At 73.9% G+C, this 22,362-nt stretch carries 22 protein-coding genes; 8 read left to right on the top strand and 14 right to left on the bottom strand.

The genetic code is table 11. The features are described from left to right. Positions 1–64 precede the first annotated feature (64 nt). Positions 65–820: a metallophosphoesterase gene (locus tag C3489_RS19145; protein ID WP_181139742.1), complete on the top strand. Its 756-nt coding sequence runs from the start codon at positions 65–67 to the stop codon at positions 818–820. On the opposite strand, the gene C3489_RS19140 is transcribed toward C3489_RS19145, so the two are convergent. Then, positions 813–1,400: a PDZ domain-containing protein gene (locus tag C3489_RS19140; protein WP_103783090.1), complete on the bottom strand. Its 588-nt coding sequence runs from the start codon at positions 1,398–1,400 to the stop codon at positions 813–815. The genes C3489_RS19145 and C3489_RS19140 overlap by 8 nt on opposite strands. Positions 1,401–1,531: 131 nt before the next feature. Further along, on the bottom strand, positions 1,532–2,410 hold the full coding sequence (locus tag C3489_RS19135; RefSeq protein ID WP_374936753.1) for a LysR family transcriptional regulator: 879 nt from the start codon (positions 2,408–2,410) through the stop codon (positions 1,532–1,534). 76 nt (positions 2,411–2,486) lie between these two features. Between C3489_RS19135 and C3489_RS19130 the strand changes: the two genes are divergently transcribed. Together C3489_RS19130 and C3489_RS19125 are read left to right on the top strand one after the other, a co-directional pair. After that, complete coding sequence (locus tag C3489_RS19130) at positions 2,487–3,215, top strand: hypothetical protein (protein ID WP_103783089.1); 729 nt, start codon at positions 2,487–2,489, stop codon at positions 3,213–3,215. A gap of 137 nt (positions 3,216–3,352) precedes the next feature. Next, positions 3,353–4,291: a hypothetical protein gene (locus tag C3489_RS19125; RefSeq protein WP_103783088.1), complete on the top strand. Its 939-nt coding sequence runs from the start codon at positions 3,353–3,355 to the stop codon at positions 4,289–4,291. Here C3489_RS19125 and cyc2 read toward each other — a convergent pair. Further along, a complete protein-coding gene (gene cyc2 / locus C3489_RS19120; RefSeq protein ID WP_103783087.1) occupies positions 4,278–6,443 on the bottom strand; it encodes a germacradienol/geosmin synthase Cyc2 in 2,166 nt (721 codons plus the stop codon). The genes C3489_RS19125 and cyc2 overlap by 14 nt on opposite strands. Before the next feature lie 178 nt (positions 6,444–6,621). On the opposite strand from cyc2, the gene C3489_RS19115 reads away from it, so the two are divergent. Both C3489_RS19115 and C3489_RS19110 read left to right on the top strand, forming a co-directional pair. Continuing rightward, positions 6,622–7,443, top strand: a complete 822-nt coding sequence (locus C3489_RS19115; protein ID WP_103783086.1) for an alpha/beta fold hydrolase — start codon at positions 6,622–6,624, stop codon at positions 7,441–7,443. Beyond that, positions 7,440–8,702: a cytochrome P450 gene (locus C3489_RS19110; protein WP_103783085.1), complete on the top strand. Its 1,263-nt coding sequence runs from the start codon at positions 7,440–7,442 to the stop codon at positions 8,700–8,702. The genes C3489_RS19115 and C3489_RS19110 overlap by 4 nt, the downstream gene beginning before the upstream one ends. A gap of 3 nt (positions 8,703–8,705) precedes the next feature. Here the strand turns inward: C3489_RS19110 and C3489_RS19105 are convergent, their stop codons facing one another. The 6 genes from C3489_RS19105 to C3489_RS19080 form a co-directional block, all read right to left on the bottom strand. Next, entirely contained in the window at positions 8,706–9,887 is a 1,182-nt protein-coding gene (locus C3489_RS19105) for a damage-control phosphatase ARMT1 family protein (protein WP_103783084.1), read from the bottom strand. 156 nt (positions 9,888–10,043) lie between these two features. Next, positions 10,044–10,697 (bottom strand): ScbR family autoregulator-binding transcription factor, encoded by a 654-nt coding sequence (locus tag C3489_RS19100; protein WP_103783083.1) that lies wholly within the window; start codon positions 10,695–10,697, stop codon positions 10,044–10,046. 154 nt (positions 10,698–10,851) lie between these two features. Next, positions 10,852–11,808, bottom strand: coding sequence for an ABC transporter substrate-binding protein (locus tag C3489_RS19095; protein WP_103783082.1), 957 nt, complete (start codon positions 11,806–11,808; stop codon positions 10,852–10,854). Positions 11,809–11,900: 92 nt separating this feature from the next. After that, the gene (locus tag C3489_RS19090; protein ID WP_103783081.1) at positions 11,901–12,569 is read right to left on the bottom strand and encodes an ABC transporter permease; all 669 of its coding nucleotides are present in this window, start codon (positions 12,567–12,569) and stop codon (positions 11,901–11,903) included. Further along, positions 12,566–13,264 (bottom strand): ABC transporter permease, encoded by a 699-nt coding sequence (locus C3489_RS19085; RefSeq protein ID WP_103783080.1) that lies wholly within the window; start codon positions 13,262–13,264, stop codon positions 12,566–12,568. Before C3489_RS19085 ends, C3489_RS19090 begins: the two co-directional genes overlap by 4 nt. Continuing rightward, positions 13,261–14,454, bottom strand: a complete 1,194-nt coding sequence (locus C3489_RS19080; RefSeq protein WP_181139741.1) for an ABC transporter ATP-binding protein — start codon at positions 14,452–14,454, stop codon at positions 13,261–13,263. Before C3489_RS19080 ends, C3489_RS19085 begins: the two co-directional genes overlap by 4 nt. 240 nt (positions 14,455–14,694) lie before the next feature. Between C3489_RS19080 and C3489_RS19075 the strand changes: the two genes are divergently transcribed. From C3489_RS19075 to C3489_RS19065, 3 genes are read left to right on the top strand one after another with little or no spacing between them, the layout of a single operon-like run. Further along, entirely contained in the window at positions 14,695–15,291 is a 597-nt protein-coding gene (locus tag C3489_RS19075) for a LysE family translocator (protein ID WP_103783078.1), read from the top strand. Positions 15,292–15,293: 2 nt separating this feature from the next. Next, positions 15,294–15,995 (top strand): B3/4 domain-containing protein, encoded by a 702-nt coding sequence (locus C3489_RS19070; RefSeq protein WP_103783077.1) that lies wholly within the window; start codon positions 15,294–15,296, stop codon positions 15,993–15,995. 38 nt (positions 15,996–16,033) lie between these two features. Then, positions 16,034–17,692: a PLP-dependent aminotransferase family protein gene (locus C3489_RS19065; protein ID WP_374936755.1), complete on the top strand. Its 1,659-nt coding sequence runs from the start codon at positions 16,034–16,036 to the stop codon at positions 17,690–17,692. Positions 17,693–17,714: 22 nt separating this feature from the next. Here the strand turns inward: C3489_RS19065 and C3489_RS19060 are convergent, their stop codons facing one another. From C3489_RS19060 to C3489_RS19040, 5 genes are all read right to left on the bottom strand, one after another. Next, positions 17,715–18,899 (bottom strand): PP2C family protein-serine/threonine phosphatase, encoded by a 1,185-nt coding sequence (locus C3489_RS19060; RefSeq protein WP_258054855.1) that lies wholly within the window; start codon positions 18,897–18,899, stop codon positions 17,715–17,717. Positions 18,900–19,010: 111 nt separating this feature from the next. Beyond that, the gene (locus C3489_RS19055; protein ID WP_103783075.1) at positions 19,011–19,751 is read right to left on the bottom strand and encodes a PP2C family serine/threonine-protein phosphatase; all 741 of its coding nucleotides are present in this window, start codon (positions 19,749–19,751) and stop codon (positions 19,011–19,013) included. 128 nt (positions 19,752–19,879) lie between these two features. Beyond that, positions 19,880–20,287: a peptide-methionine (R)-S-oxide reductase MsrB gene (gene msrB, locus C3489_RS19050; RefSeq protein WP_103783074.1), complete on the bottom strand. Its 408-nt coding sequence runs from the start codon at positions 20,285–20,287 to the stop codon at positions 19,880–19,882. A gap of 14 nt (positions 20,288–20,301) precedes the next feature. Continuing rightward, complete coding sequence (murC, locus tag C3489_RS19045; RefSeq protein WP_103783073.1) at positions 20,302–21,690, bottom strand: UDP-N-acetylmuramate--L-alanine ligase; 1,389 nt, start codon at positions 21,688–21,690, stop codon at positions 20,302–20,304. 211 nt (positions 21,691–21,901) lie between these two features. Then, positions 21,902–22,360: an indole-3-glycerol phosphate synthase gene (locus C3489_RS19040; protein ID WP_258054854.1), complete on the bottom strand. Its 459-nt coding sequence runs from the start codon at positions 22,358–22,360 to the stop codon at positions 21,902–21,904. Between the last annotated feature and the right edge of the window lie 2 nt (positions 22,361–22,362).

Raw genomic sequence — 22,362 nt, 5'->3', positions numbered from 1 at the left:
CGCGCGCCACAGCTAATGCTTTGATGCGTGCACACCATTAATACCGACGGGGAGGGAGTACGACGTGCTCGTACTCGCGCACATCAGCGATCTGCACCTGGACGGGACCGCCCGGGCGACGCGCCGGGCCGAGCAGGTGCGCGACCGGCTGTGGGAGCTGCCGGGCCGCGTGGACGCGGTGCTGGTCACCGGGGACATCGCGGACCACGGCGCCGAGGCCGAGTACGAGGAGGCGGCCCGCATCCTGGGCCTGCGCGACGGCTCGGCACCCGTGCCCGTGCTCACCTGCCCCGGCAATCACGACCGCCGCCCCGCCTACCGCAAGGCCCTGCTGGGGCTGCCGGCCTCCGAGGAGCCGGTCAACGAGGTGCGCGTCTTCGCCGGGGGCGCCGTGCTGATGTGCGACTCCAGCATTCCGGGCCGGGACGACGGGGCGCTGGACGCGGCGACGTACGACTGGATCGAGGCGACGCTCGACGAGCTCGGCGGGCGCCTGCCGGTGCTGCTCGCCTTCCACCACCCGCCCGTCGCGCTGCACCACCCGCTGCCCGACTCCTACCAGCTGGGCGCACCGGAGGCGCTGGCCGCCCTGATGGAGCGGCGGCCGGAGATCGCGGGGCTGATCACCGGGCACGCGCACTCGGCGGCCGCGACCGCGTTCGCCGGCCGGCCCCTGGTCGTCGGCCCGGGTGTGACCTGGACACTGCGGCTGCCCTGGGAGGGCGAGGAGGTGGCCGACCGGGAGGCGCCCGTGGGGCTGGCCTTCCACGTGCTGGACGACGCCGGGCGGCTCACCAGCCACTTCCGGCCGGTCACGTGACGATTCCCGGCACGGCGGTCAACTGCTGGTAGCCGCCGCTGCGGTGTCTCACCGTCAGCACGACCCGTCGGCCCGGGTGCGCCCCGGCGACGGCCCGCGCCAGGTCGGCGGCGGAGTCGACGCGGGTCCGGCCGACGGCGAGCACGATGTCCCCGCGCACGAGACCGGCCGTGTAGCCCGGGCCGGGCACGTGCACGCCGACGACGAGGGCGCCGGGCTTCTGCGCGTCCATCACCTCCACGCCGAGGGTCGCCCGCACCACGGCGGGGGCGGCGGGCGCGGGGGCCTGGCTCGGGGCGCCCGGTGACGGTGAGGCGGGAGCGGGGCCGGGCGGGCGGTGCGCGGCGGCCTGCCGTTGCAGGTCGGCGACCTTGCTCCAGCCGATCACCGTGGCGCCGACGGTGCCGAGCCCGACACCGGCCAGGACCAGGACCGTACCGACGAGCAGGCCGAACAGCCAGGTGGTGAGCCGCCGGCCGCGGCGTCGCGCGGCGTGCGGGCGCCGGGGCCGGGCCTCGGGGCGGGTGCCGCCGGGGTCGCGGCCGGGCATCGGCTTGGGACGCAACGCGGTGTGTTCCATGGTTCGCCTCCGGCTGGTGCTCTACCCGGCGCACCGGCGCGGAACGTGCCACGAAAGAGTGAGACTGACCGGCCGTCGACAGCGGGAAGAGGGCCCGCCCTCCAGGGTGCGGAGGGCCCTGTTCCACCAGCTCAGGGCCGTCCCCCGAGGGCGTCCGCCAGGGCCGCCGCAGCGCCTCGGGGCGGGCCCGCGTACAGCAGTTCGGTGCGGTGCACGAGCCGGGGCCTGGTCACCGGCACGGCGACCGCGCCGGGTACGGCACCGGCCGCCGTGCGGGGCAGCAGGGTCAGGCCGTGCCCGGCGGCGGCCAGCGAGGCCAGGGCGCGCACGTCGGTGCCCTCGTAGCGCAGGGACGGCCGGAAGCCGCGCCCCGCGTTCGCGGCCCGCAGCTGGGCGAGCGGCAGCCCGGCGTCGGGGGCGTCCAGCCAGCGGGCGTCGGCGAGGTCGTCCAGCGCCAGGCCGGGACGGCCGGCCAGCGGATGCGCCGCCGGCAGCAGGACGCAGACCGGCTCCTCCCCCACGCCGTACGCGGTCAGGGGCGCCACGTCGGCCAGGCGGAGCGGGTCGCTGGGTGCGGCGAGACCGTCGGCCAGGCCGAGGTCGGCCGTGCCGGTGGCGACCGCGGCGGGCACCTCCTCGCGGGGCAGCACCCGTACGGTCACGCCCGCGGCCGGCAGGGCCGCCACGACGGCCGGCCCGAGCGCGGTGGCCGTGGCCGCCAGGGTCAGGCCCCGGTCCGGGGCGGCCGCGATGCGGGACACGTCGGCGCGGGCGGCGTCCAGGCGCAGCAGCAGCGGACCCGCGTGCTCCAGCAGCCGCTCACCCGCCGGGGTGGGGGCGACCGGCCGGCGGGTGAGCAGCGGGGCGCCGAGGTCCTGCTCCAGCGCGGCGATGTGCTGGGAGACGGCTGACTGGGTGTAGCCGAGTTCGCGGGCCGCCTCGGAGAAGGAGGCCAGGCGGGCGACGGCGACGAAGGTGCGCAGCAGGTGCGGGTCCATGTTGCCCAGCATGGCATCAGCGTTGCTTATGGATCGTGCAGGGATCATCGTTGGACGTGAACCTGGCAGCCCGCCCAGGATGGTGGCCATGACCACCACCGAAGTCGCGAAGGTCGCCCTGGTGGGCGACCGGTCCCCCAACGTCGTCTCCCACACCCGTATCCCCGAGCTGCTCCACACGCTCGCCGCACACGACCGGCTCGTGCTGGACGCCTACTGGATCCCCTCCGAGGACGCCGAGGCCGAGGGCGCGGTGCGCGGCTTCGACGCCGTGTGGGTGGTGCCGGGCAGCCCCTACCGCAGCGAGGCCGGCGTCCTCGCCGCGATCCGCACCGCGCGCACTCAGGGCATCCCGTTCCTGGGCACCTGCGGCGGCTTCCAGCACGCGCTGCTGGAGTTCGCCCGGGGCGCGTGCGGGCTGACCGGGGTGGCGCACGCGGAGAACGACCCCGACGCCGAGGACTTCCTCATCGAGCCGCTGGCCTGCTCGCTCGCCGGCCACGAGGACACCGTCCTGCTGGAGGCGGGGTCGCTCGCCCAGACGGTCATCGGTGCCGAGCGGACCGTGGAGCGCTACTCGTGCCACTACGGCCCGTCCCGCCACCTCGACACGCTCTCCCGGCACGGGCTGCGCTTCAGCGGGCGCGACCCGCGGGGCCAGGTCCGCGTGGCGGAACTGCCAGGCCACCCCTTCTTCCTCGCGTCCCTGTTCCAGCCGGAGTTGTACGGCGACGGCTCGCGCCCGCACCCGATGATCCGGGGACTGGCCCGAGCCGCGGTCGACCACGCGACCGCCGGGACCCGCGTGCCCGCCTGACCGCGCGGCCGGCAAAACCGCCTGCCCGGACGGGCCGCGGAACAGGGGACCGCGGCCCGTCCGAGTCACCCGGTGCGCAGGATCACCGAGCCGGCGCGGGGCCGGCGTTGTCAGTGGGCGCTGTTACGTTCTGTGACATGACCGATCACGCGCTGCGCAAGCTGCGGGAGAACCCGCGCCTGGCCGAACTGGCCGCCTTCCCCTTCGACTTCGACGTGGACCGCGCGGCCCTGGGCCATGTGGAGCCGGTGCGGCTGGCCTCGGGCGGACCGCTGACCGTGGTGGCCGGGGACGACACGGGCGGCACCTACTTCGTGTGCGCCGACGGCGGTGTGCTGCACGCGGACTCCGAGGGCGGGGCCTGCCTGATCGGTACGAGCGTCGACGAGGCGCTGGAGGTGGTGATCGGGCTGGCCGACTGGGGGGCGTTCGCGGACCTGACGCCAAGGGACGGCGAGGAGCGGATCCTGGCCCGCAAGGCGGAGGTCGAGGAGGAGATACGCGAGCACTACGGCATCGACGACGAGCGCCGCGAGCTGCTCGCCGGGCTCGGCCTGCCCGAGCGCTCCCCGGTGGAGCTGGTCGGCATGCTGCACCGCGCGCTGACGCGCACCGAACCCGACCATGTGCTGCTCAACGCCGAGGAGCTGAACGCCTACCGGTTCCTCCACGACCACGACGAGCTGCCGCCGCTGTGGGAGTACCTGGGCCTCGCGCCGGACGCGTCCGCGGACCCGGCGGCGCAGCCGCTGACCACCTGGACCCGCCCGGTCCTCGTCCAGGGCCGCACCGAGGCGGTGCGGGTCGCCCTCATCCGCCGCCTGGACGCGCTCGTGATGAACCAGAGCCTGCTGCGCAGACCGGAGGCGCCCGGGCGGCTGGACACCGCCCCGCTGCGGGAGCTCGCCGAGGAGTTCGAGCACCTCGGCGACCTCCCCCAGGCGCTGCGCGCCCAGCGGCTGTACGCCGCGTTGCAGGACAGCCCGCGGGAGCGGGCGGCCGCCGACGCGACGGTCGTCCGCCTGGAGGAGCGGGTGCGCGCAGCGCCGCAGGTGCCGGTCGTCAGCGGAGCGTGAGGGCGGGCAGGGCGGGCGGCCGGTCCGGCAGGAAGCCGTGGGCGCGGCGGGCCAGCCACTCGGCCTTGTAGCGGTCCACGCAGCGGTGCCAGTTGAGGATGCCGGCCATCCAGTTCTGCAGGTCCGTGACATAGCCGTGCATGGCCGCGCGCGCCTCGGCGTTCAGCGCCAGATCGTCGTACAGCACGGGCAGTTCGTGCGCGGCCACGTGCTCGAACTGCTGCATGCGCTGGGTCATCAGGTCCTGGACGACACCGAGGGCCTGCGGATAGTCGCAGCCGAAGAAGTTCTGGACGACAAGGATCGCGTTGTGGATCTCACCCTCGTACTCGATCTCCTTCTGGTAGGAGAAGACGTCGTTGAGCAGGCAGGCGTAGTCGAACGCGGCGTTCTCCAGGGAGCGCACCGGGCCGCTGCCGTACACCTCGGGCGGGACGGCGGGGCCGTATCCCATGCGGCACAGGCTCAGGGTGAGGTCGGAGCCGAAGGTGCGGCGGCGCATCTCCAGGTAGTCGACCGGGTCGGGGACGCGGTTCTGCAGCTGGTTGGACAGCTCCCACACCCAGCTCTCGGTCATCACGTCGACCGAGGCCTTCACGGCACGCCGCTGCTCCCGTGTCATCCGCGCGGTGGTGCTCGCCCACAGGTCGAGCAGGCCGCGCTCCATCGCGTTGACGGGGACGACCGGCTCCTCTCCGTCCAGGGGCATGCACGCGGACAGCCGGGCCGTGGTCAGGCGGGCGGCGGCCAGGTCACGGCGGTGTCCGTAGACGAGCGGGTAGTAGTCGTCGCCGTAGGTGCCCCAGGCGAGCCACCGGGCGCTGAGGTCGAGGGCCTCGGGCGTGGCGTCGGGGTCGAGGCCGGCCGAGCACAGGGCGAGGTCGCAGGCGCGGAGCTTGTCCTCGTCCCAGACGCCCTCCTGAAGGATGCCCATGGCCCGGCACCAGTCGGCCAGGCGGGACCGGCAGCCGTCCAGATGCGGGCTGAGCCGGAGCTCGAAGGGCATGTAGAGGTCGGGGATGCGGGACGGGCCCACCTTCCGGAAGGGCTGGTGCCGGTAGTTGCGCAGCCGGTCCTGGGCGGCGGAGGCGAGCAGTGCGCCGATGTCGGCGGCAAAGGTGCCGCGGCCGCTGGCGAGGGCCTGCCAGGGCGACTCGGAGCGCGCCCCCTTGTTCATGTAGCGGCTGGAGCGCAGGTGCCACTCGTGGCCGCCGGACTGCCAGTCCTGCAAGCCCTTGGTGTAGGCGGCGACGGCCGCGACCTCGGCCGGGGTGAGCCCGTGCTCCAGGGCCAGGGCGGGCACCTCGGTGAGCGCGGTGTGCTCGAACTGGTGCAGCCGCGAGGTGAGGACGTCGTTGACGGTCTCGGCGGCCTCCTGGGTGGTGCAGCCGAAGAAGGTCTCCAGCACGAGCACGCCGTTGCTGTTCTCGCCCTCGTCCTCCACCTCGCGCTGGTAGGAGAAGAGGTCGTTGCGCAGGTGCACGGCGTCGGAGAAGGTCTCCATCAGCACCCGCAGCGGCCGGGAGAGCGCCACCGAGGCGGGGACCTCGGCGGTGGCGTACTCCACGAGCCCCGCCGACCAGGGGGCGCCGCCCACCTTGCGGCGCATCTCGATGTACTCGACCGGGTTGGCGATCCGGCCCTCGTTGATGTTGGACAGCTCCCACATCGACTCGTTGAGCAGGTGCTCGGTGGCGACGGAGAAGCGGCGCCGCCAGTCCACCGACATGGACGGGACCGTGCGCTGCCACAGGTCCTTGAGCCCGGCCTCCACCGGGTTCTCCGGTTCCGGCACGTCGGCGGCGGGGTCCAGCGGCATGAACAGCGGCAGCCGGTCGAGGTGGGCCTTTCCCGCGGCACGGTCCTGGGTGCGCTTGAACATGTCCAGGAAGTGGTCGTCGAAGAAGAACACCCACACGTACCAGTCGGTGATCAGCGACAGGGCGGGCCCGTCGCAGTCGGGGTGGGTGTAGGCGCAGAGCAGCCCGTAGTCGTGCGCTTCGAGGTCGGACTGCTCCCAGATCCCGGACCCCTCCAGCATGCCCATCTCGCGCGCCCACTGCGTCGAGTGGATCCGCGCCTCCTCCAGATGCGGGTTCAGCCGCGCGGGATACGGCATGTAGAAGTGCGGGAGTTCGAACGGCTGCGTCATGGCCGGGGCCCTACCCAGGGCCCCCGGGACGCATCCGGACGGGCGGACATGATCACACCATCGCGTGAACGCGGGCCCGAACAGGCTCGAACTGCCCCTGGGCACTGGCGTGGTCGTCCCAGAAGGCTCCGGTGCCCGGCCTCTGGACGCCCGCGCCGGCTCGGTCCACCGTGGTCGCATGACGACCTTCACCCTCCCGCACGAGCTGCTCGGCGACGGCGCCCACAAGGTGTTCGCCGTGCACGGCTGGTTCGCCGACCGCTCCGCCTTCGCGGCCGTACGCGACGACCTCGACCTCACGTCCTTCACGTACGCGCTGGTCGATCTGCGCGGCTACGGCGGTGCGCGGGACGCCGACGGGCCGTTCACCACCGGGCAGGGCGCCCGGGACCTGGTGGCGCTGGCCGACCGGCTCGGCTGGGACCGTTTCTCGGTGGTGGGCCACTCGATGGGCGGAGCGGTCGGGCAGCGGCTGCTCGCCGTCGCCCCGCACCGGCTGCGCCGGCTGGCCGGGGTGTCCCCGGTGCCCGCGTGCGGGCTCGCGCTGCCGCCGGAGCAGTGGGAGCTGTTCGCCGACGCGGCGCACCGGCCGGAGAACCGGCGTGCCATCATCGACGTCACCACCGGCGGCCGCCGCCCGGCAGCCTGGCTGGACCGGATAGTGGCGCGCTCGCTGCGGGTCAGCGACGACAAGGCGTTCCGGGCCTGGCTGGACTCCTGGGCCGGGGAGGACTTCCAGGCCGACGTGCAGGGCGCGGACCACCCGGCGCTCGCGGTGGCCGGTGCGCTGGACCCGGCGCTGTCGGCGGACCTGCTGTGGCGGACCTGGGGCGCCTGGTATCCGCACGCCGAGGTGCACGAGCTGCGGGGCGCCGGGCACTACGCCATGGACGAGACACCGCTGGAACTGATCCGGCTGGTCGAGGACTTCCTGCGCGCCGACGACAGCGAACCGGCGCACGCGGCACTCGCGGGCGGCCCGGACGGCGAGGACGCATGACCGTGCCCACGGCCCCGCCCGTACCCGACGTCTTCGACCCCCGGCAGTACGCCGACGGCGTCCCCTACGCCGCCTACCGTGTCCTGCGCGACCACCACCCGGTGGCCTGGCAGGCCGAGCCGGAGGTGCTCGGCTGGCCCGCCGGCCCCGGCTTCTGGGCGGTGACCCGGCACGCGGACGTGGTGCGGGTGCTCAAGGACGCGGCGACGTACTCCTCCCACCTGGGCGCCACCCAGATCCGTGACCCCGATCCGGCGGACCTGCCGTTCATCCGGCGGATGATGCTCAACCAGGACCCGCCGGCGCACGGCCGGCTGCGCCGCCTGGTCAGCCGGGCGTTCACCCCGGGCCGTGTGCGGCGGTTCACGGCCGTCGTCGAGGCGAGGGCCCGCACGCTGCTCCGCCGGGCGCTCGCCGGGGCGCGGGCCGGGGACGGCACCGTCGACCTGGTGAGCGCGGTCACCGACGACTACGCCCTGCTCAACCTCGCCGATCTGCTCGGTGTGCCGGAGAGCGACCGCGGGCTGCTGCTGCACTGGACGCAGCGGGTCATCGGCTACCAGGCCCCCGACGAGGCAGGGCCCACGGTGCGGGACGCGGCGGGCCGGCCGGTGAACCCGCGCTCGCCCGCCCTGCTGGGCGACATGTTCGCCTATGCGGGGCAGCTGGCCGAGCACAAGCGCCGGCATCCGGCCGACGACATCATGACGACACTGGCCCATGACGCGGAACTGACCGGGCCCGAGCTGGAGATGTTCTTCTTCCTGCTCACGGTCGCCGGGAACGACACCGTGCGCAGCGCGGCTCCCGGTGGTCTGCTGGCGCTCGCCGAACACCCCGAGCAGTACGAGGCGTTGCGCGCCGGGAAGGCGGATCTGGCCACGGCGGTGGAGGAGTTGCTGCGCTGGCATCCGCCGGTGCTCACCTTCCGCCGTACCGCTGTCCGGGACACTCGGCTGGCCGGGCGGCGCATCCGGGCGGGCGACAAGGTGGTCGTCTTCCATGCCGCCGCCCACCGCGACGAACGGGTCTTCGCCGATCCCGACCGGCTGGACCTGGCCCGCTCCCCCAACCCGCACGTGGCGTTCGGGGACGGCCCGCACGTCTGCCTGGGCGCCCACTTCGCGCGGCTGCAACTGCGGTCTCTGTACGCCGAGGTGCTGCGGACGCTGCCCGCGCCGCGCCCGGCCGGGCCGCCGGGGCGGCTGGTGTCGAACTTCATCAACGGGTTCAAGTCGCTCCCCGTCCACACCGGTTGAGGCTCAGCCGCGCACCTGGATCAGCGCATGCGTCCCGCTGGTCCGCCAGCTACGGCCCTCGGCGGCGTCCAGCGCCTTCTCCGTGGCGGCGTCGAGGCCGGTGATCACGTCGGACTTCAGCGTGCGCAGCGCGGCGAGGGGACCCGGGAAGTGGGCGGTGACGTCGGCGAACGGCGTCGTGGCGGGCCACAGCCGGTCGCCGACCAGGCGGCGGTAGTTGAGGTCGCCCTTGAACACGGTCAGGGTGGCGGCGGCGAACTCGGCGCGCAGGTCGTCGGGCATCTCCTCGTACGGCAGCGGGCCGGCGGAGAAGGGATGGGCCCGCACGACGAGGCTGCCGCCGGTCATGGCGTCCCACAGCCGCCGCCCGTGCGCCGCGGCCGTGCCCGGCGCGGCAGTGAGCCGGCGCAGGGCGTCGAGCACATCGGCGGTGGTGGCGTCGGAGACGTAGTACGGGTGCGGTTTGACGTGCAGGACGACCCGCCCGACATGGCCGTGGGCGAGCAGATGGGAGACGAGCAGCAGGTCGGGGACGAGTTCGCGGCCCGCGTTGTCGGCGACCAGGCACAGGGTGCCGTCCGCCCGGCCGGGCGGGAGCAGCTTCCACAGGGCCGCGCTGTCGTCGGCGAGCAGGGCCGGGGCGGCGTCCGAGGTGGCACCGGCGCCCGTCTGGAGGCGGAAGCTGAGGTCGGCGCGGTTGCCCCACAGGGAGCCGTGCAGCAGGGCGGTGGCCTGCTCGTCGGGGGCACGGCCGGTCAGCGCGTCGAGGGCGGCCAGTTCCTCGTCGGTCTCGGGGGCGTCGAGTTCGGCGCGTTTGGCGGGGCGGAAGGGGTCGATGCCGCGCCAGGGGCCGTCGTCGAAGTAGCCGACGGTCTGCAGCAGCAGGCGGTAGAAGTAGCTCTCCGCCCACAGCCACGGCACGTCGAACCAGGACCGGCCGGTGTACGTCCCGAGCCCCCAGGCCAGCCAGCGGTCGCGGTCCGGGGCGTGCGCGGGGAGCGGCTCGATCACGCCGTCGAGGCACCGGTCGAGCAGCGCTTCCAGGGCGGCGCGCACGCCCGGGTCGTACGGGAAGGAGTCGCGCACCTGCCGGATGATCGCGGGGTGCCGTTCGGCGAGCACGCTGTGCGGGAAGGAGCCGGGACGATCGGCACGCAGCACGGGCGCGTGGGGGGTGTCGGGCATGCCGCTCACCGTACCGCCGACCGCCCCTGGGAGCCCCGAGCGCTGCCGAGCCACCGCTCACCGCGCCGCCGACGTGCCCCCGGGCACCGCGCACCCGCCGCCCGCCGCGCCGCCGGCGTGCCCCCGGGCACCGCCCACCCGCCGCCCGCCGCGCCGTCACAGCGCGGCGGCGGCCGCCTCCAGCTCCAGCCGGGCCACCAGCGTCAGATAGCGGGGGCGGCGCGGCACGGGCACCAGGCCGCGGATGAGCAGGTGCCACATCTCGGCCATCCGGCGGGGCAGCCGGGCGACGGGTTCCAGGGAGCGGCCGACGACCCGGGTGCCGACGAAGAAGGACACCAGGGAGTGGGTGACCGCGTCGATGTCGACGTCCGGGTGCAGGTCCGACTCGCGGACCGCGCCCAGCAGCCGGCGGGAGACCAGTTCCCGCCACTCGGTGAAGGGATGGCGCAGCGGCGGCCGGACCGGGACGGGGCCGGTGGCGAGCCGGAGGCCGGCCCGGGTGATCGGGCCCTCCACCGTCAGCCGGGCGAAGCCGAAGGTGATGCGCACCAGCGCTTCCAGGGACGGGTACCCGTGGCCGTCCACCTCCCCGGCGACCTTGCGGGAGGCCTCGGACTGCAGCTCCAGGATGGCGTGGGCCAGGTCCTCCTTGGCGGCGAAGTGGAAGTACAGGGCGCCCTTGGTGACCTTCGCGTGCTCCACGATGTCGCTGAGACTGGTCGATTCGTAGCCCTGCCGGTCGAACAGGTCGGCGGCAGCGGTGAGGATCGTCGCGCGGGTCTGTTCGGCGCGTAACTGCCTCGGCATCGACGGGTCACTCCTGGGGGACGGAAAAGAACGGATCAGCTCGTTCCAAAAGAACGGACCGTGCCGTTTGTTTTCAACTCCCCGAGGATAGCCCACCGTCGGCCGGGGCCCCGTCACGGGTTCCCCGGCCTCCGGCTTCAAAGCCGCTGGTTACTCAGGTCAGTCCGACCGACTTCAGCCACGCCCGCGCCACGTCCAGCGGGTCCTTCTTGTCCAGTTGGACCTGGGCGTCCAGGGCCAGCAGCGTCTTCGTGTCCAGCTTGGCGGAGACGGCGTTCAGCGCGTCGACGCCCTGCTGGGGCAGGCCCTTCTTGTAGACGAGGGGCTGGACGTTCTCGAAGCCGAAGAGGTTCTGCGGATCGCGCAGGACGACGAACTTCTCCTTCTGCACGGTGGGATCGGTGGAGAAGACGTCCGCGACCTGGACCTCGTTCTGCTTCAGCGCCGCCAGCGTGAGCGGCCCGCCCGCGTCCAGCGCCTTGAACGACTTGAACTCCAGGCCGTACACCGACTTCAGGCCGAGCAGACCCTGGTGCCGCTTCTGGAACTCCGGCGAGCCGCCGATGACCAGTTCCCCGGCGACGCCCTTGAGGTCGGCGATGCTGGAGGACGGGGTCAGGCGGTACTTCTTCGCCGTCTCGGCGTTGACCGTCACCGAGTCCTTGTCCTCGGCGGGCGAGGGCTGAAGCAGCGTCAGCTCCGGTGCGAGCTTGGCCTCGATGGCCCGGGTGGTCTCCTCGGCCGACTTGGGCGTGGCCTTGGGGTCGAGGTGGGCGAGCAGGGCGCCGTTGTACTCGGGCAGGACGGTGAGCGAGCCGTTCTTGATCAGGCCGTAAGTGGTCTCCCGGGTCCCGATGTTGGGCTTGTAGGTGACCTTGACGCCCTTGGCGCGCAGGGCCTCGCCGTAGATGTCGGCGAGCAGCGTGGACTCGGGGAAGTTGTTGGAGCCGACGACCACCGTCTTGCCGTCGGACTCGTTCTCCGCCAGCGGGTTGTCCCCCTTGCCGTCGGAGGAACACCCCGCCAGCAGGACCGTGGTCGCGGCGAGCGCGACGGCGGCGGCGCGGGGAGGAATCCTGCTGGGCCTGCTGCGATGGGCGGTAGTAGTCACCTACTGATCCAATCCAGCCACTTCCCACCCGTCAAGGGCATTCATGTGATCAACATGCGCCGTTATGAGGCTGGTTGGCGCCGGTCCTCGTCTCATCCGCGCCTGCGCACGCCCGGCGACACCGCGCAGCGGGCCAGCGCCCAGAACACCGCGAGGGTGAGCAGTGCTAGGCCGGCCACCAGGGTGGCGCCCCCGACGACCTTCTCGTAGTCGTGCTGGTAGAGGCCGTCGATGACGTACCGGCCGAGGCCGCCGAGGCTGACGTACGCCGCGATGGTGGCCGTCGAGACGATCTGGATGGCGGCCGAGCGCAGACCGCTGAGGACCAGCGGGAGCGCCACGGGCAGTTCCACCTGGAGCAGGATGCGGCTCTCGGGCATGCCCATGCCCCGGGCCGCGTCCACCGGGGAGGGGTCCACGGAGCGCACCGCCTCGTAGGTGGTCACCAGGATCGGCGGGATCGCGAGGACCACCAGCGGGATCATCACGGGGACCAGGCCGAAGCCGAGCAGGATGAACATCAGCACCAGCAGGCCGAAGCTGGGCAGGGCGCGGGCGGCGGTGGCGATCAGCGCGAGCGCGTTGCCGCCGCGCCCGGTGTGCCCGGTGAGCAGTCCGGCCGGCAGTCCGACGGCGGCGGCGATGACCAGCGCGAGCAGGGTGTACTGCACGTGCTCGCGCAGCCGGGTGGGGATGCCGTCGTAGCCGTGCCAGTGGGCGCTGTCGCTGAAGAAGGCGTTGACGAAGTGGAGGACGTTCACCGGGCGGTCTCCTCCCGCACGGGCAGCGCGGGTTCGGCGGGCGGGGCGGTACGGGCGCCGCGCGGCATCCAGGGCGTCAGCAGCAGGCGTACGGCGACGAGGACGGCGTCCGCGACGACGGCGAGGACGGCGGTGCCCACCACCGACAGCCACACCAGCCGGGGCTGCTGATAGGTCATGCCGTCGTGCAGCAGGTTGCCGAGCCCGCCCTGGTTGCCGATCAGCATGCCGACGCTGACCAGGGAGATGGAGGACGCGGTCGCCACCCGCAGCCCGGCGAGGATCGCGGGCACGGCGATCGGCAACTGCACCTGCAGATAGCGGCGTACGGGGCCGAAGCCCATCGCGGTCGCGGCGTCGAGCGTCTCCTGCGGCACCGAGCGGACGCCGTCGACGACCGCCGGGACCAGCACCACCAGGCTGTAGACGGCGAGCGGGATCATCACGGTCGTCTCGGTCTGGCCGGTGTAGTCGATGAGGACGACGAACAGGGCCAGCGACGGGATGGCGTACAGCACGGTGGTCACCCACAGCAGGGGCGGGTACAGCCAGCGCAGCCGCACACATAGCTGGGCGACCGGCAGCGCCACCAGCAGTCCGGCCAGGACGGGGATCAGCGCCTCGCGCAGATGCAGGCCGACCAGGCCGAGGTAGCTGTTCTGCAGATCGCTGGGGAGGTCGAACAGGCCGTTCATCGCAGGGCCTTCGGCTCGTTCGGGGGCTGCGCCGCACCGGTGGCCGGGTCCTCGGCCGGAGGCGGTGCCTCGGCGGTGGCCGGGTCCCCGCCCGGGTGCCGGGCGTGGGCGGCGCGGATCGCCGCGCCGATGGCCTGCTGGGAGACGACACCGCTCACCCGCCCGGTGTCGTCCACGGCGACGGCCCAGCCGGTCGGCGACAGCACCGCGCAGTCCAGCGCGGCGCGCAGGGAGTCGGTGCCGGCGGCGAACGGCCGTCCGTACGGCAGGAGCCGCGCCGTGTCGATGCGGCCGGCGGCCAGCTCGCCGGGCTCGCCCCATCCCAGGGGTCTGCCGTCGGCGTCGGTGACCAGCAGGTAGGGGGCGTCGACGGCGGCGATCCGCTCGGCGGTGGCGTCGACGGTGACGACGGGCTCGGTGAGCAGGTCCAGGCCGGCGGCGGGGAAGAAGGACAGCCGCCGGATGCCGCGGTCGGCGCCGAGGAAGTCCTCGACGAACGCGTCGGCCGGGTGCGACAGCAGCTCGGCCGGCGGCGCGTACTGGGCGAGCCGGCCGCCGGTGCGCAGGACGGCGACCATGGTGCCGAGCTTGACGGCCTCGTCGATGTCATGGGTCACGAAGACGATCGTCTTGCCCAACTCGGCCTGGATGCGCAGGAGCTCGTCCTGGAGCCCTTTGCGGACCACGGGGTCGACGGCGGAGAACGGCTCGTCCATGAGCAGCACCGGAGGGTCGGCGGCCAGCGCCCGGGCCACGCCGACGCGCTGCTGCTGGCCGCCGGAGAGCTGGTACGGGTAACGCCCGGCGAGCGCCCCGTCGAGCCCGACCCGCTCCATCAACTCCCGCGCCCGCTCGCGGGACCTGGCCTTGCTCCAGCCGAGCAGCCGGGGAACGGTGGCGATGTTGTCGAGGATCGTGCGGTGCTGGAAGAGACCGGCGTGCTGGATGACGTATCCCATGGACCGGCGCAGGGTGTGCACGGGCTGGCGCAGGATGTCGGTGCCGTCCATCAGGATGCGGCCCTCGCTGGGCTCGACCATGCGGTTGATCATGCGCAGGGTCGTCGTCTTGCCGCAGCCGGAGGGGCCCACCAGGACGGTGATCGCCCGGTCGGCTATGTCCAGCGTGAGCCGGTCGACCGCCACGGTGCCGTCCGGGTACCGCTTGGTGACTGATTCCATCCGTATCACTGCGCCGAACGCCCTTCGGTTGGCGGCACGTGCCGTCTCGGCGGCCGGTTCCGCACATGCGTGCGGGCGCCCGCTGCCCGGAGAGTCTAGACGCCGCCCATGGGCCCGTTGGTGAAGAGACGATGTCGACTCCGGCCGGGGATCGTTGCTTTGGACCGGTGAACGGCGCCGTCTTTGGCCCTGTCCACGGGGCCATGGCGTGGGCAGGGTGGAAGGCCTCGCATCCTCGCGGAGGTTTCCTTGAGCGTCACGTTCCTGCTGACCACCCTGGTCGTGGTGGTCACCCCCGGCACCGGCGTGGTGTACACGCTCGCCGCCGGGCTCTCGCACGGCCGCCGGGCGAGCGTGGTGGCCGCGTTCGGCTGCACCCTCGCCACCGTGCCCCACCTGCTCGCCGCCGTCACCGGGCTGGCCGCCCTGCTGCAGGCCGGTACGGTCGCGTTCACCGTCGTGAAGTACCTCGGTGCCGCCTACCTGCTGTACATGGCGTGGGCGATGCTGCGTGACCGTTCGGCCCTGGTGGTCGAGAGCGACCCCGCGCCGCGCTCCGCGGCCCGGCTGATCGGCTCCGCCGTGCTGGTCAACCTGCTCAACCCCAAACCGGCCCTGTTCTTCCTGGCGTTCCTGCCGCAGTTCGTCCCGGCCGGCTCCGTCGGCCCGATGCTGCGGCTGAGCGCCGTGTTCATGGCGCTGACCTTCGTGGTGTTCACCGCCTACGGGCTGTGCGCCGCCGCGCTGCGGGAGCGGCTGCCGGCCCGGCCGGGCGTGCTGACCGGGATGCGGCGGGTGTTCGCCGCCTGCTTCGTGGTGCTGAGCATGCGGCTGGCGGTGGCGTGAGCATGCGTTTCCGGCACGCGGACGCGATCTGGTCCGCCCACCCCGCGCTCACCGCCGGTGTGCTGTACGCCGACGGGGTCGACGCCCGCCCCGACACGGGCCCCCGGGTCGCCGCGTACACGGCCCGGGCGGCCGCCCGGCTGGCCGGCGGACCGGAGGGCGAGTTCCCCGAAGTGGTCGCCTGGCGGCGCACGTTCGCCCGGCTGGGGCTCAGGCCCACGCAGTACCGCTGCGCGGCGGAGTCCCTGCTGCGGCGCCTGCGCAAGGAGGGGACGCTGCCGCGCATCCACCCGGTGGTGGACCTGTGCAACGCGATCTCCGTGGCGTACGCCGTGCCGGTCGCGGCCCTCGACGCGGACCGGATCGCCGGTCCGCTGCTGGAGGTGCGGCCCGCCCGGGGCGACGAGGCGTACACGGCGTTCGGGGGCGCCCTGGAACATCCCGCGCCCGGCGAGGTGACCTTCGTGGACTCCGCCGGACGGGCGCACGCCCGGCGCTGGACGCACCGGCAGAGCGGCCACTCCGCCGTCGGCCCGGACACGCGCCGCGTCCTGGTGGTGGCGGAAGCCGTGCACGACGGAGGGGCGCGGCTCATGCCGGACCTGGTGAAGACGCTGGCCGGGGAACTGGCCGCGCACTGGCCGGTCGTGACGGCGGACGCCGTACTGTCCGCCACCGCACCGGAGTTCGCCTTCGGCGGCTGAGCGGTGGGCGGCGCGCGGGGCATGGCAGCATGAGCGGGATGAACGAGGCGGCGGCAGGCGCACCCCAGGGGTCCGACTTCCTGCAGCTGGACATCGGTTCCGCGCCCGCCGGCGGCAAGGCCGACTGGCTGGCCGGGCGGCTGCGGCGGGCGATCGCCGACGGCCGGCTCACGGTGGGCAGCAGACTGCCGCCCACCCGGGTGCTGGCCGCCGAACTGCGCGTCTCCCGCGGGGTGGTGACGGAGGCGTACCGGCGGCTGGCGGAGGACGGGCACGTGGAGGGGCGGCGGCGCGGGGGCACGGTGGTGGTGGCCGTGCCGGTGGTGCCCGGGGACGGGGCCGGGGAAGCGGGGCGCGGGATGCCGCGCGGTGACTCGCCCGGTGCGGACGCGGTCGACGCCGGGCGTGCCGTCGCGGCGGGGGCTTTCCCCGGGCCGGCAACGGCGGACCGGGTGAACGGAGCCGGTCACTCCGTAGCGGCAGATCCCTTCCCCGACGCCGACAACCCCGTAGGGCCGGGACTGTTCGCCGGCCCCGGCGGTGTCCGGACCGCAGCCGAGACCCTGTTCACCGGCGAGCCCGGGCCCGGCGTCTTCGACGCGCTGCGTGCCGCGCCGGCCCGCTTCGACTTCACGCCCGGCCGGCCCGATCTGGCCGCGTTCCCGCGCGCCGCGTATCTGCGGGCCGAACGGGCCGTCCTCGGCGAGCTGTCGGCGGACGGTCTCGGCTACGGCGACCCGCGCGGGGCACCGGCGCTGCGCCGGGCCGTGGCCGACTGGCTGGCGCGCAACCGAGGCGTACGGGTGGAGCCGCGGGAGGTGCTGATCGTGTCCGGCACCGCCCAGGCGCTCACCCTGCTGCACACCGTGCTGCGCGCGGACGGCATCGACGCCGTCGCGCTGGAGGACCCCGGCTCGCTGGGCTCGCGCCAGCACCTGCGCAACGGGGGCCTGGCCACACCCCCGGTGCCGGTGGACGACGACGGGATACGGGTGGACGCCCTGCGCGCCACCGGCGCCCGCGCGGTGCTGCTCACGCCGGCCCACCAGTTCCCCACCGGCGTGGTCACCAGCGGCGAACGCCGCCGCGCGCTGCTGCGCTGGGCGCAGGACGGCGGGCTGATCCTGGAGGACGACTACGACGCCGAGCACCGCTACGACCGGCCGCCGGTGCCGGCGCTGCGCGGGCTGCTGGCCGACCGGGTCTGCTATCTGGGCAGCGTGTCCAAGCTGCTGGCGCCCGCGCTGCGGATCGGCTGGCTGGTGCCGCCGCCCCGCCACCGCGACGCCCTGATCGACGCCAAGCGCTTCGCCGACCTGGGCAACGCGGTGCTGCCGCAGCTGGTGCTGGCCCGGCTGATGGACTCCGGCGGCCTGGAGCGGCACCTGCGGCTGCTGCGCGGGCGCCACCGCCGGCGCCGGGACGCGATGATCGACGCCCTCGCCGCGCATCTGCCGGGCGCGGTGGTGCGGGGTGCGGCGGCCGGCCTGCACCTGACGGTCACGTACGCGGGGGACGTCCCGGACACCGACCTCGCGGCGGCCGCGCTGGCCCACGGCGTGAAGTGCCAGCCGTTGTCCTGGCACCGTCTGCTCCCCGGCCGCCCCGGCCTGGTCCTCGGCTACGCGGCGACCCCGGCGGGCGCGATCGCGGACGGGGTGGCGCTGCTGGGGAAGGCGCTGCGCTCGCTGTCCTGATCGCTTCGGCCGGCCCGCACGGTCACCGGGGTTCCTCTTCCTCGCCCCGTGCCCTGGGCCGGGCCGCGAGGGCGGCCACGTTGTCGTCGGCGTGGTGGGCGTCCAGGCCGGTGAGGACCGTGTCCAGGATGTCCTCCAGGCCGGCCGCGGCCGGGAAGCGCAGCCCGGCGAGCCGGTCCAGGCCGCGGTCGATGTCCTCGCCGCGCCGCTCGACCAGGCCGTCGGTGAACAGCAGCAGGGTGTGGCTGGTGTCCAGGTCGTAGGTGGCGGACTCGTAGCCGCCGAGCCCGGTGCCGAGCGGCGGTCCGACCGGCAGCGGCAGCAGCCGGGTGCCGGCGTCGGCGTCGATCACGACCGGCGGCAGGTGGCCTGCCCCGGCGAGGGTGACCTGTCCTCGGCCGGGGTCGACGCGGGCGATCAGGCAGGTGGCCGGCCGGCGGTCCGGTTCCCCGGCGGCGAGGTCGTCCATCTGCCGCAGCACGCGGTGCGGCGGCAGGTCGGTGGCGGTGATCGTGCGCAGGGAGGAGCGGTAGGCGGCCATGTCGACGGCGGCCTCCACTCCGTGGCCCATGACGTCGCCGACCACGAGCAGGGTCCGCCCGAAGGGCAGCCGGACGGTCTCGCACCAGTCGCCGCCGACCAGGGCGCGGCGCCCGGCGGGCAGATAGCGCACGGCGACGTCCAGGTTCGGGTGCGGCCGGCCGGGCTCGGCGAGCAGGGCGCGCTGCAGGTCGCCCACAGTGCCGCTGACGCGGGCGTGTTCGTCGGCGTGGTGCAGGTGCGGCCCGGCGGGGGCGGCGAGGAGGGCGAGCAGTTCGGCCTCGCGCGGGGTGAGGGGCGGGTTCGGGCGGGCGCACACGAGGACGCCGTACAGCCGGCCCGGGGTGGCCAGCGGCAGGCACAGGGCCGTGCGTCCGCCTCCGGTGGCCAGTGTCCAGGGCCCGCCGGGTACGCCGTCGCGTACGGCCTCGGTGATCGGGCGGATGTCCGGCAGCGCGTCCGGGTCCCCGCTGATCGCCTCGTATCCGGAGACGGTCGGGCCGGCCACCCGGACGACGGCCGCCGTGCAGCCGGTCAGCGAGGTCGCGGCCCGGGTCAGCTCCGCGCGGGTGAGGTCGGCGTCGAGCGTGGTGCCGATCCGGGTGAGCGCCGTCCGCAGCGCGTCGAGCGGCACCTCGGCCGTGCTCGCTCTCTCCGGCCCGTTCACGGGGGCGGACCGGCGGAGCGCTCTGATCCGTCGCACCACACTCAGCACGATCGCATCGTGACAAAGGGCGGACCACCGCGCACCGCCGCCGCCCCGGCCCGCGTGGGTCTCCTACTCCCCTCCCACGCGTACCAGCGCCAGCGTGATGTTGTCCGGGCCGCCCGCGTCGATGGCGGCCCGCCACAGCTCGAAGGCCGCCCGGCCGTCGTCGTGCTCGCGCATCACCTCGTCGAGCACGTCCTCGGTGACCGGGTCGGTCAGCCCGTCCGTGCACACCAGGTACCGGTCACCGGAGGCCAGGGGCGCGGCGGTGACATGGGGCCGGACGTCACGGCGGGTGAGGGAGCCGCCCAGGCACTGGGTGACCAGGGAGGTGGTGCGCTGTCCTGGCCGCAGCGGCGGGCTGTCGTCGACGCTCACCTGGCGCAGCCCGTCCTTCGGCGCGGCGAAGACCCGGCTGTCGCCGACGTTGAACACCAGCGCCGACTCGGGCAACAGGACGAGACCGGCGACGGTGGTGCCCATGGCGGTCAGCTCGCTGCCCTCGGCGGCCTCGTACACGGCGGTGTTGCAGGCGGCGAGGGTGTCGCGTACGGCGTCCTCGTCGGCCAGGGTCGTCCCGGCGCGGGCGATCCGGCGGGCGACGAGGGCGCTGGCCACATCGCCGCCGGGATGCCCGCCCAGTCCGTCGGCGACGGCGACGACGAGCGGGGAGCGCAGCGGGAAGACGAGGGTCTGCGGGCTCTCCGTGACGGTGGCGCACAGGGTCCAGGGGCCGATGACGAGCGAGTCCTCGTTGCGTTCGCGGAGCAGCCCGGGGTGGCTCAGCGCGGTGACGGCGACGTACGCCATTCCGGCCCACCGCCTTCCTGCCTGTACCGGTCGGGGCCGGGCCTTCCCTGTCAGTCTAGGTCGGCCCGGGGTGCCGGATCAGCCGGTCCGGTGGGTCCGGGATCAGCTCAGTCGGCGGGGCGTCGGGATCAGCTCTCGTCGGGCGCCAGGCGCAGGGCGATGCTGTTGATGCAGTAGCGCTGGTCGGTCGGGGTCGGGTACCCCTCGCCCTCGAACACGTGCCCGAGGTGGGAGCCGCAGCGGGCGCAGCGGACCTCGGTGCGGACCATGCCGTGGGAGCGGTCCTCCAGCAGTTCGACGGCGTCGGTGTCCTTCGGGTCGTAGAAGGACGGCCAGCCGCAGTGGGACTCGAACTTGGTCTCGGAGGTGAACAGTTCGGCGCCGCAGGCCCGGCAGGAGTAGACGCCCTTGGTCTTGGTGTCCGTGTACTCACCGACGAACGCGGGCTCGGTGGCGGCCTGGCGCAGCACCGCGTACTCGCCCGGGGTCAGCTCCGCGCGCCACTGCTCGTCCGGCTTCTCGACGTCGTACGCCATGTCGGCCAACCCCTTCACTTGTCCGCGAGACGGTCCAGGATGCGCGGGCCGAGGTCCGTGACGTCGCCCGCGCCCATGGTGAGAACGAGATCACCGGCCCGCGCCATTCCCGCGACGACATCCGGCACCTCGGCCTTGTCGTGCACCGCGGTGACGTCGGCGCCCGCGGCGCGCGCCGCCTCGATGATCAGCTCACTGGTGATGCCGGGGATCGGGTCCTCGCGGGCCGGGTAGATGTCCAGGACGACGGAGGCGTCGGCCAGGGCCAGCGACTGGCCCATCTCCTTGCCCAGCTCCTGGGTGCGGGAGAACAGGTGGGGCTGGAAGACGACGAGGATGCGCGCGTCACCGGCGGCGCCCCGCATGGCCTCCAGGTCGGCGGTCATCTCGGTGGGGTGGTGGGCGTAGGAGTCGATCACCTGGACGCCGGCCGCCTCGCCCTTGAGCTGCAGGCGCCGCTTGACGCCCGTGTACGCGGCGAGCGCCGGGGCCAGCTCGGCCACCGGGATGCCGAGAGCGGCGCCGGCGGTGAGCGCGGCGACCGCGTTGAGGGCGTAGTGGCGGCCGGGCACGGACACGGCGAAGGTCAGCTCCTGCCCGTCGAGGAGGACCGTCACCTGGCTCCTGAGACCCTGCGGCACGATCGACAGCACGCGCACGTCGGCGTCCTCGGCCTCGCCGTAGGTCACCACGCGCACGCCCTCGACGCGCCGGGTCAGCTCCCGGGCGCCCTCGTGATCGGCGGAGATCACCAGCGTGCCGCCGGGCACGATCTTCCCGGCGAAGGTCTCGAAGGACTCGTAGATCTCGTCCATCGAGGCGTAGTTGGCGTGGTGGTCCAGCTCGACGTTGAGGACGATGGCGACCTCGGGGGCGTACTTGTGGAAGCTGCGGTCGCTTTCGTCGGCCTCGGCGACGAAGATCTCGCCCTCGCCGTGCAGGGCGTTGGAGCCGGGCGCGTCCAGGTCGCCGCCGATGGCGTACGACGGGTTCAGGCCGAGCTCGGTCAGGGAGACCGCGAGCATCGACGTGGTCGTCGTCTTGCCGTGGGTGCCGGCGACGGCGATCGGGCGCAGGCCCTCCATCAGCGCGGCGAGCGCGTCGGAGCGGTGCACGACCGGGATGCCCAGCTCGGCGGCGCGCACCAGCTCCGGGTTGTCCTTGCGGATCGCGGAGGAGACGACCACGCAGCTCGCGTCGTCGGCGAGGTGCTCGGCGGCGTGCCCGATGTGCACGGTCGCGCCCAGCGCGCGCAGCGCCTCGGCGGTGGCGGATTCCTTGGCGTCACTGCCGGCCACCTTGGCGCCGCGCTGAGCGAGGATCTTGGCGATGCCCGACATCCCGGCGCCGCCGATGCCGATGAAGTGCGGTCGGTCCATGGCGGTAGGAAGGCCGGGTGCCATGCGTTCTTCTCCCAGATACGGTGCGGGTCGGAGCGTGCCTAGCCTATGCGCTGAAGCACGGGCCGCTGTGCAAGGTGCGCGAGTGGACCCCGCCAGGGGCGCGGGGCAGTGTCGACATGCGGCTCCGCCGCGGGGCGCGACAGCCACAACGCATCCGCAGACGACATCGCACCGCACCCCCGACGGCGCTCACCGGCAACCAGGCGGAGCGCTACGCCTTGCTGTGGGAGAACAGCTTCAGCACCGGCACCCCCACCTTGTGCCGCGCCCGGGAGGCCCAGTCCCGGTGGAAGAACTCCTCCACATAGTGGGGGTCGGTCAGCACGATCACCTCGTCCGCGCCGATCTCCTCCACCAGCGTCTTCAGCGCGTCCAGCGGGTGGTCCTCGACGAGCCGGCCCTCGGCCTGGCTGCCGGCGGAGCGCAGCGCGGTCAGGGACACGTCCAGGGCCTGCCGGCCGACGCTCTTGGCCTGCTCGCCCTCCGGGGTCTCCCCCTCGCGGGCCGCCTCGTCGATCTCGCCGAGCGCGATGTCGTCGATGGCTCTCAGCAGCCGGTCGGCCTGGTCGCCGCGGGGCTGGAGCAGTACGTGGAAGGCGACCGGCTCGTCCCCGTGCAAGGTGGTGACGAACTCCACGTCGGCGGACGTCAGGGCCTTCTCGATCATCAAAA

Source organism: Streptomyces sp. Ru71, assembly GCF_002920535.1.
GTDB lineage: Bacteria > Actinomycetota > Actinomycetes > Streptomycetales > Streptomycetaceae > Streptomyces.
Note: the sequence above shows the minus strand (reverse complement) of the source record. Positions and strands in the feature narration are given on the sequence as shown.